Source organism: Paenarthrobacter sp. 10N417 (genome assembly GCF_056394745.1).
The window spans coordinates 24,294-40,909 of record NZ_JBFTIL010000023.1 but is presented as its reverse complement, the minus strand read 5'-3'; the positions used below and the strand labels follow the sequence as shown (position 1 = coordinate 40,909).

At 63.0% G+C, this 16,616-nt stretch carries 14 protein-coding genes; 2 read left to right on the top strand and 12 right to left on the bottom strand.

The genetic code is table 11. The annotated features are described in order from the left end of the window. Window positions 1-62: 62 nt before the first annotated feature. From AC1DCM_RS22205 to AC1DCM_RS22170, 8 genes are all read right to left on the bottom strand, one after another. Window positions 63-1,424, bottom strand: a complete 1,362-nt coding sequence (locus AC1DCM_RS22205; RefSeq protein ID WP_477519752.1) for a patatin-like phospholipase family protein — start codon at window positions 1,422-1,424, stop codon at window positions 63-65. Further along, window positions 1,421-1,903 (bottom strand): hypothetical protein, encoded by a 483-nt coding sequence (locus AC1DCM_RS22200; protein ID WP_477519751.1) that lies wholly within the window; start codon window positions 1,901-1,903, stop codon window positions 1,421-1,423. Before AC1DCM_RS22200 ends, AC1DCM_RS22205 begins: the two co-directional genes overlap by 4 nt. Beyond that, complete coding sequence (locus AC1DCM_RS22195; protein ID WP_477519750.1) at window positions 1,900-2,382, bottom strand: hypothetical protein; 483 nt, start codon at window positions 2,380-2,382, stop codon at window positions 1,900-1,902. The genes AC1DCM_RS22200 and AC1DCM_RS22195 overlap by 4 nt, the downstream gene beginning before the upstream one ends. Continuing rightward, window positions 2,379-3,380 (bottom strand): acetoacetate decarboxylase family protein, encoded by a 1,002-nt coding sequence (locus tag AC1DCM_RS22190; RefSeq protein WP_477519749.1) that lies wholly within the window; start codon window positions 3,378-3,380, stop codon window positions 2,379-2,381. Before AC1DCM_RS22190 ends, AC1DCM_RS22195 begins: the two co-directional genes overlap by 4 nt. After that, window positions 3,377-4,465: an alpha/beta fold hydrolase gene (locus tag AC1DCM_RS22185; RefSeq protein ID WP_477519748.1), complete on the bottom strand. Its 1,089-nt coding sequence runs from the start codon at window positions 4,463-4,465 to the stop codon at window positions 3,377-3,379. The genes AC1DCM_RS22190 and AC1DCM_RS22185 overlap by 4 nt, the downstream gene beginning before the upstream one ends. After that, window positions 4,462-6,468: a hypothetical protein gene (locus tag AC1DCM_RS22180; protein ID WP_477519747.1), complete on the bottom strand. Its 2,007-nt coding sequence runs from the start codon at window positions 6,466-6,468 to the stop codon at window positions 4,462-4,464. The genes AC1DCM_RS22185 and AC1DCM_RS22180 overlap by 4 nt, the downstream gene beginning before the upstream one ends. Beyond that, a complete protein-coding gene (locus AC1DCM_RS22175) occupies window positions 6,465-9,206 on the bottom strand; it encodes a GMC oxidoreductase (protein ID WP_477519746.1) in 2,742 nt (913 codons plus the stop codon). Before AC1DCM_RS22175 ends, AC1DCM_RS22180 begins: the two co-directional genes overlap by 4 nt. 147 nt (window positions 9,207-9,353) lie before the next feature. Beyond that, window positions 9,354-9,779, bottom strand: coding sequence for a hypothetical protein (locus AC1DCM_RS22170; protein WP_442016796.1), 426 nt, complete (start codon window positions 9,777-9,779; stop codon window positions 9,354-9,356). 101 nt (window positions 9,780-9,880) lie between these two features. Here AC1DCM_RS22170 and AC1DCM_RS22165 point away from each other — a divergent pair, with 101 nt between their 5' ends. Then, a complete protein-coding gene (locus AC1DCM_RS22165; protein ID WP_442016797.1) occupies window positions 9,881-10,477 on the top strand; it encodes a dihydrofolate reductase family protein in 597 nt (198 codons plus the stop codon). Between the two features lie 22 nt (window positions 10,478-10,499). Here AC1DCM_RS22165 and AC1DCM_RS22160 read toward each other — a convergent pair whose 3' ends face one another. Further along, window positions 10,500-11,516, bottom strand: a complete 1,017-nt coding sequence (locus tag AC1DCM_RS22160; RefSeq protein WP_442016798.1) for a LacI family DNA-binding transcriptional regulator — start codon at window positions 11,514-11,516, stop codon at window positions 10,500-10,502. Between the two features lie 135 nt (window positions 11,517-11,651). On the opposite strand from AC1DCM_RS22160, the gene AC1DCM_RS22155 reads away from it, so the two are divergent. Further along, entirely contained in the window at window positions 11,652-13,100 is a 1,449-nt protein-coding gene (locus AC1DCM_RS22155) for a sugar porter family MFS transporter (protein ID WP_477519745.1), read from the top strand. A 75-nt stretch (window positions 13,101-13,175) separates the two neighbouring features. Here AC1DCM_RS22155 and AC1DCM_RS22150 read toward each other — a convergent pair whose 3' ends face one another. The 3 genes from AC1DCM_RS22150 to AC1DCM_RS22140 are packed head-to-tail and all read right to left on the bottom strand — an operon-like array spanning window position 13,176 to window position 16,596. After that, a complete protein-coding gene (locus tag AC1DCM_RS22150) occupies window positions 13,176-14,708 on the bottom strand; it encodes a glycoside hydrolase family 32 protein (RefSeq protein WP_477519744.1) in 1,533 nt (510 codons plus the stop codon). Window positions 14,709-14,744: 36 nt separating this feature from the next. Continuing rightward, on the bottom strand, window positions 14,745-15,632 hold the full coding sequence (locus AC1DCM_RS22145) for a carbohydrate ABC transporter permease (protein WP_477519743.1): 888 nt from the start codon (window positions 15,630-15,632) through the stop codon (window positions 14,745-14,747). Window position 15,633: 1 nt separating this feature from the next. Continuing rightward, on the bottom strand, window positions 15,634-16,596 hold the full coding sequence (locus AC1DCM_RS22140) for a carbohydrate ABC transporter permease (RefSeq protein ID WP_477519742.1): 963 nt from the start codon (window positions 16,594-16,596) through the stop codon (window positions 15,634-15,636). Window positions 16,597-16,616: the final 20 nt, after the last annotated feature.

The following is a 16,616-nucleotide window of genomic DNA, read 5'->3' as shown; positions in this document are numbered from 1 at the left end:
GCGCGCTGTTTACCAGCCGGTAATAACGTGGATCACAGCGGAGTTAGCGATCACAGTGGAGTTCAGTAGCGTGACAGCAACTCCCGCAAACCGTTGGCGGCGAAGGAAGCGACGGCCTCCGCCCGGTCAACGAAGCCGTGCGCACCCACTGGCTCCACAGAGGCCAGAAGCCCAGCCGCGTCGGCCAGGCTCATAGTCAGCTCGGCGCTCAGGCTGTCTACTTGCAACCCGTCCACTTGCAATACTGCCTGGCGCGAGTCGGTCCAGGCATCCGGACCGGGATCGTCCCGCAAGGTGCGGGTCAAGGACACGTCCTGCCACCCGCCGTCGAGCATGATCCGGGCACGGTACGTGATGTCGTGGCCTTCTGTTTCAACGCGTCCATCCGAGAAAAAGACGCGACCGTCGAAGAGCGGGTGCTCCAGGAATCCGGTGAACTGTGGGGGCACAGTGGACCCGGCCGTGGGCAGCATGACGGTTGCCTTGAACGTCAGGGGTGAGCCGTCCAAGTCTCCGCGCAAGGTGTCGTTGAAACGGACGCCCGCAGCCGGTTCTGTCATGGCGGTGCAACTAGCATCTTTCGGGACGCCGGCCGTCGTCATCGTGTCCAGGTACGCCCGGGCGTCCCGGTATCCCATGCCGATCAGGGTATCGGCGTCGATCCTTCCCAGATAGAACTCGGGATCGAGCGGGAGCGGATGTTCAGGACGCACCACATGCAGCACAAACTCGCGTCCAGCCGCGCTCGCAGCCTCGAAATCAGCAAGGAGGGCTCCCATGGCGCTCATTTCGATCATGTGCACGTACTGCTCCAAAGGCCCGTCACCCCAATAGGGCGAGTTGCCGATGCACCAAATCAGCCATACTTCCTCCGCTCCCCGACGCAGGGCTTCGGCTACATTGGCGTCGCGCATCCAGACGGCGTCCGTCCAGATCTTCCCGTCCCGGCGCAGCGGTGTCAGGAAGATCGGCAGTGACATTCCCGCGGCCATAAGCTCCGCGTCGATGGCGGTGGCATCGATGGCGTGGCAGCGCTTTTCGGTGAATTCCACGACGTTGAAGGAACCTTCGACGGCGCCCGGTTCCGCAGCGCGGCCCCGGATAGTCGCATCATTGATCCCGAGTGCGGGAAAGACCTTGTTCAGGATGCCGTCCGCGTCCCCAATAGCTGGCAGCGCCCACGGGCCCTTGAGGTAGTCACCGATCGGCAGCGCCGAGCCGAAGTCCTTCACGTTCACGCTGGACCAGCGGGTGCACATTTCTTCCGGCGACACCCCGGACAGCAGCATCCCCGCCGTCAGGATCCCGCCGGAGCTGCCGTCAACATGCTGGAACTCCAGGCCTTCTTCGGCGAGCGCCCGCATGACGCCGGCCTGCCAGGCCACCCGCATCCCGCCACCGGCGAGCACCAGTGACCTTTTCACAGTCCGGTTCCTCCGGTCATGCCCCCACCGATCCTGCGCCAATAGACGAACAGGAGTACCGCCGTCGCGAGGTCAAAGAAGGCCACCAGCAGCGCGATGGGTGAGAAGACGCCGTTCAGTACCCCGATGCCGACGGCGCCGAACGCCCCGGCTTTCTGCAGTCCGGACCAGAGCACCACCTCGGGTGAGGGCGCGGCGTTGAGCAGGGTGTGGAGGAGCAGTCCGCCAACCACCACCATGAACATGCCCACTGTGCCGAACAGTTGCCGCATTCCAGGAGTGGGGTCGGCGCCGATCAAGGGCAATATTTGTCCACCAAACGGGACCTGCACGGCACCGGTCAGCACCGTGATGATGGCGATCGCTGCGAGGATGGCGCGCAGTGGATCGGCGGTGGCCCAGGCCAGCAAGCCGGGGCGTCGCGCTTGGTGGTGAGGCTGGGAGTGGGGTGTGGGTTGTGCCGGCTGATGGGCGGTCATGCGAAGGACTCCAGCAGGCGTCCACGGTCCACGAGCAGCCACACTATTGAAGCCCACGTCAGCGTGGAGACGTAGAAGCGGATGTCGTTGAGCATCATCCAGCGTTTCAGCAGGGTGCGGAGCTCGGCGTCGTCCGCGAAGTCGCCGCCGCGGATGCGCTTGTTGATGGGGATGATGATGCCTTGGCCCACCCAGGTCAGGACGATGATTCCCAGCAGGCAGATGATGGCTGGGATGACACGGATGGTGCCCCACTCGGACCACACGAGGATGCCACCCGAGATGAACATGATGGGCACCACGATGGTGAAGAACTTGGTGGCTGCGCGGGTGGGGATGCCGAAGTGCATGTCTACGTTCTCGCGGGCCAGCGAGCGCCATGTGGGGTACAGGAAGAACTTGAGGACCCACATGGTGCCCACGTACATCGTGGCGCCGAACAGGAAGTAGAGCGCGTTGATGAGCAGTAGCCAGTTCATTGGATGCTTCCCGGAGTAGCGCGGGGTACGCCGCCGGGGCCGTGTCCTGTGCCCATCGGTGCCGTGCCTGCAATCCTGCTCCGGTCCGGCGGTGCCAGCCATTCCTGGCTTTGGCCCAGGTTCACGATGCTGTCCAGCATGTCGCCTCCGCGAAGGGCTGCTGCGGCGGATTCTGTAGGTGCGGTGAGGAACCAGGCTTCGTAGTGGTCGTCCAGGACACCGTGGGCTTGCGGCAGCCAAGCGGTGAACACGGGTTTGCTTTCCACCTGCAGGTTCTTCAAAGGCTCGACGCCGGGCGCGTCACCGAGGATGAGGCGTGCCTTGGCCTGTGCTCCGAGGGCGATGTCTCCGGTAGCTTCGAAGTAGATGTCCGATTTCCAGAGCATGTTCCGGAAGACGCAGTAGTTCGACGCAGCAAGCTTCAGTGGCAGCCCAAGTGGGTCGGGACGCTCGATTTCGATGTAGCAACCCAGCTGGCCGTCCTTGTCGTATTGTGCTGACACTGTGGAGTCAGTGACGACGAAGTCCAGGTTGGCCTGGTGCTTCGGCATGCCCCAGATTCCCTTGCCACCCTTGACGGAAACCTCCGAACTGACGGGCAGGTCCACCACGAACTGCCCCAGCTTGAAGGTTTTCTGGAAGATCAGCGGGAGGATGGGCGGGGCCGGCCTGCTGCCGTGGGTGATGGCGATGGCCAGTGAGTATTCGATGTACTTGCCGATGTCCGTGGACTTGTAATTGACCACGGTGACCACCAGCAGCCCTTTGCCGCCCAGGCTGAAGGGCCTCATCTCGGTGCCGGGGAGTGCGGCCGCCGCGGCTTTCTTGTTGATGGGGAAAGCCGCCATGAGCACCGGGGAGTCGTCGGAATTGACCGGCATGACGTACTTGATGCCGTCGGCCAGTGCGTGCTGGCCGCGGAGGCGTTCCTGGCGTCGGGGAACCGGCGACGGCATGAGCTTGAGCAGGGGAGTAACCAGTTCGGTAAGTGTTTTCATGACCTTGGCTCCTGGGCTGGATTAGGCTCTTGGGCTGGATTGGAAGGGGCCTTGTTGAGCTCCTCCACGATGACCGGGAAGGTGTCCTGCCAGGCATGCTCGCCGAAGAAGACGTCCAGATGTCCGTAGCCGGGGATGAGGTGGAGGGAGTCCTTCCCTGGCCGGTGCTTTTGGAAGAATTCGAAGGTGCGTTGCTGGCTTTCGGGAAGGAAACAGAGGTTGTCCAGCCCGGCGATGAACGCGAACCGCGCATCGGTTTGGGGAGCCTCGGCCACAAAGTTCTCCGGCAGTTCCGGATGGTTTCCGGCAGCCACCATGTGCCCGGCTTTGATGCTGCGGCCCATCTCCTCGAAGAATGTCACCGGGACCTCGGCGAACTCGCCGCTGAGCCATTGGTGAGTGGCGTCGTCGAGGTTTTCGTGGGCCCAGAGCGCCGGGTGGCCACTGCCGTAGGTGAAGCTGACCATCTTGCAGACGATGTTGTCGCACTCCCGATGGGTGGCTTTGACCAGGCCGCGGATGGCCCGCGTGAAGTAGCCCTGCGATTTATAGCCCCATGCCGGGGACAGATAAGGGGTGAAGATCTTGACCACGGGCGTGAGGTAGTCGATCTTAAGCCGCGAGAACACAGGCACCACGGGATGCAGGGACACCGCGTTGGAGACGATGGTGTCCACCTGAGGCAGGAGACCGGCCACGGCGGACATGGTGAACGACGTCGATCCCTGGCAGTGGATGACAGCCTTCATCGTGTCCGCTCCAGTCGCATTCAGCACATGCTCGACGGCGGCAGGGTGGTCGTACACGGCGGCGTCGGCGAGCGTCCAGGACAGGGGATCGAGGTCGATGGACGCCCTCCAGTTCAGCATCCACACGTCCCATCCATCCTCCAGCAGGACGTCCACGATGGTGGTCCGGACCGGAGGCCTGAACAGCTCTGCCCGCACGCCGGAACCATGGACCAGCATGACAGGCCCTTTGGTCACTTCCACGGGCGATGTCACATGGACCAGGCTCAAAGGGGTGTTGTCCCGGGCACGGAACGGGATGACCTCGGTCCGGTGCTCGGCACGGGTGATGATCATGGTGCGGTTCCTTTCCGCGTGATGGTGATGGGTTCTTCAAGCAGCCGCACGGCGGGCAGGCCGGATTCCGGGACCAGCCGCGCGCCGTCGTCGTTCTGTACCAGCTGCCAATCGCGGCAGACTGTGTCCACCACAAGCGGGTAGACAGTGAGGTTGCCGTCAGCGGCGAGGTGGAGGCGGAGGAATCCTTTATGGTCTTCGATGGATTGCCCGGACATTTTCCAGGTAGAGACTTCACCGGTTGGCGTCGCCAGGATGAACAGGGCGAAGGCCTCACTGCCAAGCGCCCAGCCACCCAGATACACCACCGCGAGCGCCAGCAGCAGAATCACGACGTCGGGCCAGCCGGCCGGCCAGGGAAGCAGGATCACGACGGCGGCACTCACCGCAAGGGCGGACAGCTGGTAGAGCGCGCCGCGGGTGAAGACCACGATTCCTGCCTTCGCCAGCCCGAGCGATCGTGCGAGCAGTGCCACGACTCCGAGCAGGAGTGGCATCGCAAGGATCAAGATGACGATGAGGAGCAGGGTGTTTCCGTGGGTCAGGCTGCGGAGGCTGTCCACGAACGATTCCCCGCGGAATGCGCTGAAGACTGTCCAGAGCGTTAGTGCAGCGATGACGTGGACAATGCCCAGGGACAAACCGAAGCCAGGGTTGCGGATGGGAAGCCAGTATTGCGAGAAGGGGTTCGCAAGCCTCGGACCGAGCAACTGGGAGTCGGCCTGATCCGGGTAGAGGGTGGGCATGCGGGTGAAGTGCCGGGTTGGTGCTTCTTCGTGGTCGCCGTGGGGGTTTCCGGGTTGGGTGACGCTGGAGGACATGCCCGGTGCGTTTTCGTGGCAGGGAAGGACGAGGTGATCCGGGAGCCAATGGGCATCTGAAAGATAGGCGCCGCCCAGGCCGCAGGTGATCATTTGTGTTCTTCCTGGATCCCGTGGGAGATTTCGCCCGTTTGGTTCTTGCACGGACGTTTGTTCCTCGTAGCGGGAATAGTGGTGCAGGTCCCCGGTGAGCCACAGCCGGACGTTTGCGCCTGTGGCCTCGAACACGCCGGTGTCAGGATTGAACCGACGTCGAAGGTAGTCCTGCTCGAAAAAGTTGACCTGCCTGAACTCATTCGGTTCCGGGTGCTCGGCGTCAACCCAAAAGGGAGTTGCGACGCACAGGATGATGGCGTCTCCGGGTTGGAGCTGGAGGGTGACGTTCCGGTAGAAGTAGTCCAGTTGGGGTTCGTCGATGTACTGCCCCAACTGGCTGTCCAGGCCCAGGAGCCACCAACCCGGCGTCCCATCCTGTGGTCCGCCGGAACCCTTCGTGGGTGATTTCCCGGAGAGCCGGACCGCGAAGTAGCTGCGCGTCTGGATGGTCCGCCAGCCACCGATGCTTCGTTGCCGGGTGAACATCCGGATGAACGAGGTCAGGCCGTCGTACCAGTCGTGGTTGCCGGGGAGTGCGAGCATGATGGGTGTGGGATTGTGCTTGGTGGGCAGCGCCATCCGGTACGGTCCTGCCATCCGATTCTCGTAGGCAGCCGGTGAGGCAACGGGGTAGACCTCATCACCCCCGAGGACCAGCAGGCTTCCGCGGGGGAGCTCATGGCCCTGAACGGTTACCTTGTCCTGGGCGAGCAGCATTGCGACGGAGTAGGTCGCGTCGAAGCCGTCGCCAAGATCTGCGGTGTAATCGAGCCACAGATCAGCGGGACTCAAGGGCTCGTCGGGCTTTGTGGTGCGGGATGCCTCAAGCTTTCCGGGGGTTGGAAGCCCGCGGCTCGTGACCGGCGGCTGGGCTGGTTGGCCGGGGACCGGGAGTTTATCCAGGCGCAATTGATCGGCAGGGAAGCTCCCCTCGAGTTCCCTCTTGTCACCGAAGTCCGCGAACACAGTAGCTGCCATGACTTTCAATGCCGTCCGTGCCAGCGACATCGGCGAGAGCCAGCGAACGGCTGCCTGGGGAGTGAAGCCCAGGACAGTACGGTGCTTCGCAAGCTCCCAGCTCTTCATCTGCGTGGCCGTCGCAGTGGTCTCCGGACCGGGAACGGGACCCGTTTGAGGCCCCGCCCGTAGACCTCCCACAACTCACCGGCGAACAATTTCATGAAGGACGCCAAACCCGCGGCCGGTGCCGGGCCCTCGGTACGGAACGTGGTCAGTTGCTTGGCGAAGTCCAAGGGGCGGATGTACAGAATGCCGGCACCGAAGACATCCTCCTGGCCTGGCTCCTGCCCGCCTGGCTCATCAACGTCAACCGCTTCCGACGGTGGAACGTGGCCTCGCAGGATCGTGGCGTACAGCGTGGTCGTGTCCTGCCAAATATCCAGCCCGGCCTCGTTATGGATCAGCTTGTACCCGGTGAACGTGAACGGCGTTCCGCCTGGGTCCCGCAGCCACAACCGGTAGAGCATGCGCCTGGCTGGCCTGCCGTCGTCGGAAACGTCCTCCACAAAGAGGTTGAACCAGCCCCGTTCCACCGGCATTCGGCCGCCGAAGTAATCTGCGAGGACATACCCCTCCGCCTTCGCCGGGTGGCTCGGATCCTCAACGAACGCGTCCATGTCCTCGGCGGTAATCGTCAGCTCGAACATGATCCCGCGGCCCCGGTCCCTGCCCAGGCTTCGCCCCTTCTCGGGATCACTGAGACCGGGACTGAACCAGCCGTGCATCTGCTCCGTGAAACGCACAGAGGTGGTGGCGTCTGTCGCAGCGGCTTCCTCGTCCAGGGTTGCCTGGTCCGGGTGTGACTGCAGCCCCAGACCACGGCTCCTTGCTCCCGTCGTGGCGGCTGCGCCGTCTGTGACCGCGCTCGCAGGCCGCTCCTCGGGCGCGCCCTTGCCCTTGGTAGCGTCAGGCGCCAATTCGCGCGGAGCCGAAGCGTCGACGTCGTTGGCCCGGCCATCAGCGCCAGCCGAGTCATCACTGGCCAGGTCGTCACTTCCGGCAGCGTCAGCGGGGGTAATTCCCTTGTGTCCAGCACTGTGGGCGTTCTCCAGGATGTGGTGGCACGCGCGTTCCGCAAAAGCAGAAATGGTCAGTGAAGGGTTGGCCCCCACGGGGCCAGGCATGGCCGCCCCGTCCATCACGAACAGGCCGGGATAACCGAACACTTCGCCGTAGGAGTCACACACAGCCTCGCCCGGGTGGCGGCCCGATGGCGCGCCGCCAATGGGGTGGACCGTGATGACGCGTTTGGCCCACCAGAGGGGATTGTCGATGAAGTCCCCGTCGAGGTCCTTGGCGATCTCGGACATCGTTCCACGGACCCGTCCGAAGTAGTCCTTGGACGTGGCCATGGTCCATGCAATGGCGAGTCTTCCGTCGCGAAGGGTCATGACGCCGTCGGGGATATCTCGGCCCATCCCCAGCAGCGGCACCGAACTGGAGGAGAGGCGGCCGTCACCCAGCGCAGCGGCGAGGTCGGCGGAGACGTTCGAGCGCCCGGCGTCGAACAGCCTGTCCATCAGCAGTTGGCGGGCAACTTTGGCTGTCCGTTTGACGGTGGTGCTGAGTTGGGCGGTCTCCATGAGCCAGTTCATGAAGGCTGGATACCCGGCGTCCTCCACGTAGTAGCCGCGACCATCGCCGTCGTCGTCGTTGGAATCGGGGATCCTGATCGCGGTGGTGATGACGGGTCCGCGGCTGCCGGTGAGTGTTCGCACTCCGGGTGGGGATCCGTTGGCGGCCGGTGTCTTGGCGTCCATGATGAACGTCAGGAGATCGCCGTTGCCACTGAAACGGGTGCCTATGGCGTCGCTAAGGGCGGGCAGGGAGCTTCGATTGCGCAGGAGCAGGAAGTTGGTGCCGAAGGTGCCGGCGCCAAGGATGAGCCGGCGGCAGTGAATGATCCGCTCCTTGAGGAGCTCGCCTTGGCGTTCGGGATCGTGGACCACGTAGCGGACTTCGTAACCTCCCCTGGCAAGTGGCCTGATCCCGCGGACATCGTGGAACGTGCGGATGTCCGCCCCCTGATGAGCGGCCGCCGAAATGTAGTTGTGGTCCAGGGTGTTCTTGGCGCCGGCATTGCAGCCGATATCGCATTCACCGCTGAGCGTGCATGTGGTGCGGACGGTGTTTGGTCCGTGGATGCTGCCGTAGGCGGGAAGGGGGAGTGGCCTGTTTGTCTGTGGTTCCTTGGTGGGGTCCGTGGAAAAGGTGACTGCGATGGGCGGCCTGCTGATGGATAGACCGAGGGTTGCGGCGGTCTTCTCCATGGCCATGGTTTTAGGCGTGTCGTCATACGGATAACGGACAGGTTGGAGCATCTCTTCTGCGGCCTTGTAGTACGGATCAAGGTCCGCCCGTGTGAAAGGCCAATTCTCGTAACCGCCGCCGGGAATGGGGGACTCGTTGACGAACCATTTTTCGTCCTTGCGAAGGAGGACGTTGGCGTAGATCAGTGAGCCGCCGCCCAGGCCGCTGGATACCAACCCCTCCGTGCCCCGGAAGGTCCACGCATCGAAGAGCCCGTACAGTCCGCGATCCGGGTCCCAGAAATTCCGGCCCATTTCCGCCGGCGAACGCGCGAAACTGCCGGGCGGATAAGGCTTGCCGCGTTCCATGAGCACCACGGATTGCCCGGCCTCGGCCAAGCGAAGGGCAGCCACCGAACCGCCGAATCCTGAACCGACCACCACGGCGTCAACCTTTTCGATGCCTGGTTCCCCGTGCCGGGCAATGCGGCGTGCCGGATCAGGTGCTGGTTCCGCACCCGTATTGCCACTGTTCCCGGTCCCCAGACGACCCATGGCCGTTCCTCTCAGAGGAAAGCTGACCTGAAGGCAGCCCCGGCGTGACCGGCGGTGCCTCCGGACTATCGCCCTTATGTTCCCACCGGGCCGGGGATCTGTCCATGAGGTGGAGTTATCCGTTGATCCGGCGTTGCTCGCCGACTGTCATGGGAGGATGCGCGTGAAGTTGAGGTCGAAGTCGTGCTCAAGCGGTCCGCCTGGGTAGGTTCCCCGCTCCCATCGGCCCGTGATGGTGTTCCCGTCCTCGCTGATGCGTCCGATGTAGCGTTGCGGCCAATCGGGTCCATCCCGGAAAAGGGTCCACACGTTCTCTTCCAGGGTCATGTCCAGGATGCGGGCGACGCCCCGGGAATCGAAGTAATGCTGCTGAAGTGCGCCGTCTGACCCTGTAGCGCCGATGGTGCAGATGGCATTCGGGAATTCCGGCCTCTCAACAGTGGATCGCTGGATAAGGAAGCCGCCGGCTGGCAGCCATTCGAACGTTGTCCGGCCCACCGCGTCCATGCCGGGGGCAGTGGTCTCCCATTCGCCGACCAGGATGTTGAGTCGCTCCAGCAGTTCGGATGTCATGTGGTCCTCCTGAGATGTGTAGCCCCAGTTTCCGCCGTAGGTGGCCGATTTGGCGAGAGCTGCCCTGGTTGGCGAAGGTTGCCCAGTGGCATGATGGGCGAATGAGCCAAGTGACGTGCGATTTGACCATCTCCCTGGACGGCTTCGTTGCTGGTCCCAACCAGCGGATGTCGGAGCCCTTGGGCGACGGCGGAGAGCTTCTGCACCGATGGATGTTTGAAGAGCCCGAAGCCAACGCGGCCCAGGTTGAGGAAATCCTCGCCGCCGGCGCCTTCATCATGGGGCGGAATATGTTTGCGGGACCGGGCCCAGACATGTGGGACAAGGAATGGCGTGGGTGGTGGGGTGAAGAACCGCCATATCACGCGCCGGTTTTCGTCCTGACACACCATCAGCATGAGCCGCTGGAGATGCAGGGCGGCACCACGTTCCATTTCGTGAACGACGGGATCGAATCCGCGCTTGCACAGGCGCGGGAGGCCGCAGGCAGCAAAGACGTGGCCATCGCTGGCGGAGCCCAGACGGCCCGGCAGTACATCCAAGCGGGGTTGATGGATGAGTTGCGGCTCCACATTTCGCCCATGACTCTTGGTGGTGGCGAGCGGTTGCTGGACGGCGTGGGTAGTCTCAAGCTTGAGCCTACGGAAGTGGCCGGCACCAAGCTCGTCACCCACGTTCGGTACCGCCTGCCCCGGTAAACGAACCTACCGGTAAACGAACCTACCCCGCGCGCCTGACCGGGGCCGTGGAGTTACGCACCACCAATTGCGGCATGAGGCGTTCGTCGGCGATGGGGGCGTCCGGATTATTGAGCCGTTCCAGGGCTACTGTGCCGGCGGTCCGACCCAGTTCAACAGCATGCAAGTCCACGGACGTGAGGTCGATGCCATGCAGGTGGGCGGTCCTTGTATTGTCGTAGCCCACAAGGGACAAATCTTCGGGAATGGAGAGTCCCCGTGCGTAGGCGGCCTCACGAACGCCTAGCGCCAACTGGTCGTTGTGGGTGAAAATCGCAGTCGGCCGGTCGGAATTATTCAGCATCTGCGCGGCGGCGCGCTGTCCTGCATCCGGTGTGAAGTCCTCTGCTGCCACCGTCTGCGGTGAGAGCCCGGCGTCGCGCATTGTCTGCTCGTAACTCTGGCGGCGGACGACGTGGCCGTCGTAGACCGGGCCAGAAAGATGGGCGATGCGCGTATGGCCAAGTCCGAGGAGATGCTCAGTTGCCGCTCGTGCGCCCGCAAGGTCATCGGAGTACACGCTGTCCACGCCGTGCACCGGCCGGGTCACACTCACCAGGGGGACGATCCGGGCCATTTCTTGCACTCGTTCATCTGAGTCCAGCAGCGTAGCCGCGATGATAATTCCAACACGGGCCTCAATCAGGGACTCCAGCGCGCCCGGATCCACGCCGTCCACGGACCGCGAAACGCTTAAAATGAGCCGGTTGTTGTCTTGGGGGAGCGCGGTCCGGACGCCGCTGAGGACATCAGCGTAGATCTCGTTGCGGATGTCCAGCAGATAAAGCCCGACGGCGGAACGGTGCTTGCGTGCCAAATCGGCGGCCACGGCGTTTGGCCGGTACCCGAGACGCTTGGCTGCCTCGAAGATGGCCTGCTTTGTCTCGTGGCTGACACCGGGTGCGCCGCGGAAGGCGAAGGACACCAAGGTCCGGGAGACGCCCACTTCGCGCGCGACGTCGCTTTGCGTTGCGGGGCGGTGCTGAGAATCAGGAGCCATAGTTCATCCTCGCACGGGGAAAAGAATGAAAATTTGTCATTTGTTAGTTTGACCTTACATTTAAGCCTTTCGCGCGTTAGTCTGTACTTCAGGGCAGGCGACTATGGCCTGCAACACACCGACAAAGGAGTCCTGATGTCTGCTACGCAAACGCAGAGCAAAGGAACCGGCAATGCTGCCCTTCCTCCGCTAACCAATGGCCCGCATCGTAAGCGACTGGGCCTTGTTGCCCTGGTTGCTACGTTCGGGGGCCTGCTGTTCGGCTACGACACTGGTGTCATCAATGGCGCGCTGAGGCCAATGACAGCCGACCTCGCACTGACACCGCTGACGGAAGGGATCGTCACCAGTTCACTGTTGTTTGGGGCAGCTGCCGGAGCAGTCGGCGGCGGGCGCCTCTCGGATAGCTGGGGCCGTAGGAAGACGATCATCCTCCTGGCCGTGCTGTTCCTCATGGGTACGCTGGCCTGTGTGTCGGCGCCAAGCTTCGAGGTAATGGTCATCGGGCGCGTCATCCTGGGCCTGGCCGTTGGCGGTGCTTCCACCGTGGTGCCGGTCTTCCTTGCCGAGCTGGCCCCCTACGAAATCCGTGGTTCCCTGGCCGGGCGGAACGAACTCATGATTGTCATTGGCCAGTTGGCTGCGTTCGTTGTCAACGCCATCATCGGCAATGTCTGGGGCGAAGTTGGCGGAGTCTGGCGCATCATGCTCGCTGTTGCCGCACTGCCCGCCATCGCACTGTTCTTTGGGATGCTGCGGATGCCGGAATCTCCACGCTGGCTCATCTCAAAGGGTAGGAACCCGGAAGCCTTGGCGGTGCTCAAGACCATTCGCTCGGAGGACCGCGCCGAGGCAGAAATGGCAGACGTGAAGCACCTGGCGGACGAAGAAAGGGCGTCGAGGGCTACCTCATGGGGCGCGCTGAAGGACAAGTGGATCCTGCGCATCATTCTTGTAGGCATTGGGCTGGGCGTTGCCCAGCAGCTGACGGGCATCAACTCGATCATGTACTACGGCCAGTCCGTACTCGTTGAGGCGGGATTCACTTCCAATGCCGCGCTCGTCGCCAACATCGCGCCCGGTGTGATCGCCGTCGTCGGTGGTGTCATTGCGCTGACGCTGATGCAGCGCGTCAACCGCCGCACAACGCTGCTCCTGGGTTTCACCTTGACTACGGTCTGCCACTTCCTCATCGGGATCGCGTCGATCGTCCTTCCGGTGGGCAATGCGGCCAGGCCGTTCGTGATCCTTTTCCTGGTGGTTGCGTTCGTAGGATCGATGCAGACGTTCCTGAACATTGCGGTGTGGGTGATGCTGTCTGAGATCTTCCCGCTGCACGTCCGCGGCTTCGCCATCGGCCTGTCCGTCTTCTGCCTGTGGATCGCCAACGCCCTGCTGGGCCTCTTCTTCCCCACACTTGTTGCCGGGATGGGGATCACGGGAACGTTCTTCCTCTTTGGTGTTGTGGGCATCTTCGCCTTGGTGTTTATCTACACCCAGGTCCCCGAAACCCGTGGACGTACGCTGGAGGCTCTCGAAGAGGACGTGACCACCGGCGCCATCTACCTGGTGCACAAGAACTAGTCACTTTCCCAGAACGTCAGAAGGGAGCGGCGCTCAACGCGTCGCTCCCTTCGGGCGGTTCTTGCGAAGGTCTAGTTAGTGCACGACGGCGAAGCTCACCAGGGTGGCGCCTTCACCTTCTGCGAAGAGGGCAAGGGCGGTACTCGAGTCCGCCGGAAAGATCTGATCGGTGATGGTTGCCGTGCCGTCCTGAGCGAAGACCTCGACGGAACAGCGGTCAAGGAAGATCCGAAGCCGTATCCGACCATCTTCCAACGGCACAGTAACGCGATCCACTGACGGAAACGCCTCGTGGAATCCGACGTTGCCGGATTCTGTGCGGTCCAGGCTGAGTTCCGACGTTGCCGGGTCATAGGCAAGGACTGTGCGCTCTGCGCCTGTGGAAAAGACACCCGGCGCAGCCCCTCGCTGCGGGTCGGCCCGCAGCACGATGCCCACCCTTCCGGCATGCCCGGGCTCGAACTCGGCATCGATCCTCAGCACTTCCCCGGATACGTCTTGGGGAAGCCACGTCAGTCCGGGTTCCAGGCGTTGCCGGCCCAGTGCCATCTCCGTTCCATGGCCTTCGAAAGGGTCAATGGCATCCTGTATCAACACGGGACGCCCGCCGTGGGAAACCAGCTTCACTTCGCGAACGAGCGACATGGCGCTGCGCCAGCCGTCGGAGGGTGTGGCAGCCGCGTACTGCCAGTTGTTCATCCAGCCGATCATGAGCCGGCGTCCGTCGGGTACGTTGCTGAAGGATACAGCGGCGTAGTAGTCCCGGCCCCAGTCGAGCCAGCCGTACTCGGCCATCCGGGTGTCATCGGACTGGAGGCCTTCTGTGACGGTAGTTTCGGAATGGAACGTCACGCCGTCGAACTTTCCAACGAAGTATTGACCGCCGGAGCCGCCGGCGATACCGCCCGGGCTGAGGTTCACCACCAGAACCCACCGGGTGTTGGAGACGTCGCCGTCCACCGGAAGTTCAAACAGGTCCGGGCATTCCCACACGCCTCCGGTGGCGTTCGCCGGGCCGAAGGTGCTGAGGTATTCCCAGGACAGCAGGTCCGGTGAGCTGTACAGCACGACTTCGCGTCGGGCTGCTTCGACGGCGACCATAACCCAGTAGCTGCCGGCGTCGCCGTCGTACCAAAAGACCTTCGGATCCCGGAAGTCCGGGGAGACCCTGTCCAGCACTGGGTTCCCCGAATACTTCGTCCAGGTGGTGCCGTCGTCCGTGCTGTAGGCAAGGGACTGCGCCTGGAGGCCGGCCATGGGCGAGCCGGAGGTGTAAGCACTCGTATAGATGGCCACGAGGGGCGGATTGTCGAGGGTGCCGAAACCGCTCGTGTTACGGACATCCACCACAGCGGAGCCGGAATAGATGGCTTCTTCATCGTCGCAGGGGATGGCCACGGGCTGCTCTTCCCAATGCAGCAGGTCCACCGAGGTGGCGTGGCCCCAGGACATGTTGCCCCACGTATCGCCCTCCGGGTTGTGCTGGTAGAAGAGGTGGTAGACGCCATTGGAGTAGAGGAGCCCGTTGGGGTCGTTGAGCCAGTTGCGCTGCGCGGAATAGTGCCACTTGGGCCGGTAGCGGCAGTCGAGGTCGGCGGTTGTATTCATGGGAGCATTTCCCTTTCGCATGAGGGGCACGCCGTGTCAGCCCTTGACGCCGCTGGAGGCGATGCTGTTGATGAAGGAGCGCTGGAAGGCGATGAAGAGCACCACCACCGGGACCGTGATGAGGGACGCATAAGCCATGACTTCGCCCCAGGAGACGTTGAGCTGGAAGAAGTATTGGATGCCGATCATGACGGGTCGGAGCTCCTCGGACTGGACCACCATGAGCGGCCACAGGTAGGAGTTCCATGCGGGCAGGAACGTCAAGATCGCCACCGTGGCTGTCGCCGGGCCTGCCAGAGGCATCACCACCAGGCGGTAGATCTTGAACCAGCCAGCGCCGTCAATCCTTGCGGCCTCGTCCAGCTCTTTCGGGATCGACTCAAAGTACTGGTGGTAGAGGTAGATGGAGAACGCATTGGCGATGAAGGGGATGATCTGGACCTGGTAGGTGTCCAGCCAGCCCTTGGAGATCTCCAGGCTGAACCCATTGAGCTCAAAGAACGGCAACTGGTTCACCCACCACACCAGCGGCAGCGCCAGGGTCTGGAAGGGCACGATCAGCGTGGCCAGGATCGCCGTGAACACAATGCGCTTGCCGCGGACCTGCATCCGGGACAAAGCGAAGGCGCACAGGCTGTTGATGAAGATGCCCATCACCACCGTCACGGCCGAGACCCCGATGGAGTTGATCAGGAAGCGGGCGGCCGGCACACGGTCAAACACAGCAGTGTAGTTGTCGAACGAGATGTTGCCGATGGGCAGGAAGGCTGCCACTGAGGACATGTCCCCGAAGATCTGCTGGTCCGGCTTGAGTGAAGACACCAGCATGAACAGGAGGGGGAAGGCGGCGACGACGGCAAACAGGATCCGTACAACCATGGTGCCTGCACTGCTGAGACCCTTGGATGTGAGTGTCTCTTTCATGTCAGTCCTTCTCTCGGGTCAGGTAGCGCTGCACTGCGGAGATCAGCAGCACCAGGACGAAGAATACGAGGGAGATGGCCGAGGCATAGGATGTCTCCTGCTGCTTGAAGCCGGAGCGCACCGCCTCGAAAATGATGGTGGTGGTGGAATCCAGCGGCCCACCCTGGGTCATGACGCTGACCTGGTCGAAGAGCCCGAGTGCCTGGATGGTGATGGTCACCAGGATCAAGGTGCGGGTGTGCTTGAGGCCGGGCCAGGTCACGTAGCGGAACTGGTGCCAGCGGCTTGCCCCGTCAAGCTGGGCTGCCTCGTACAGTTCCCCGGAGATGCTCTGCAGGCCGGCGAGCCAGATGATCATGTGGAAGCCGGCGGCCTGCCAGATCGACAGGATGATGATGGCCGGCATGGACGTGGCGGGATCGTTGAGCCAGTCCGGGCCATCGATCAGGCCGAAGCTGGCCGCGGACAGGAACTCATTGATCAGCCCGTCCTTGCGGTACATGAACATCCACAGCAGGGACACCGCCACCATGGACGTCACCACGGGAAGGAAGTACAGCGTGCGAAAAAAGTTCACCCCGCGGAACTTCTTGTTGATCAGCAGCGCCATCGCCAGGGCAAGGCCCGATTGGACGGGCACCACCACAACCGCGAAGTAACTGACGTTCAGCAATGCCCGCCAGAACGTGGGATCCGTGAAGAGCCGGACGAAATTGTCCGCACCCACAAACTCAACAGGTCGCGGTGATACAAGGCGGGCGTTGGTGAAGGCCAGGCCGAAGCCCAGGATCGCTGGGAGGAAGACAAAGAGCAGCAGGAGGGCGGCCGCCGGGGCGATCATTCCCCAGCCGGCGATCTGCTCGCGCACGTAGCGCGGCCGGCGATGGGGTTTGCTGGGCGGTGCGGCGGGGGCGGGGGCCGCCAGGCGGCGGCCAGAAGTAGGGGGAATTCGGGTGGTTGTCATGGGGGTTCTCCGTTGACAGC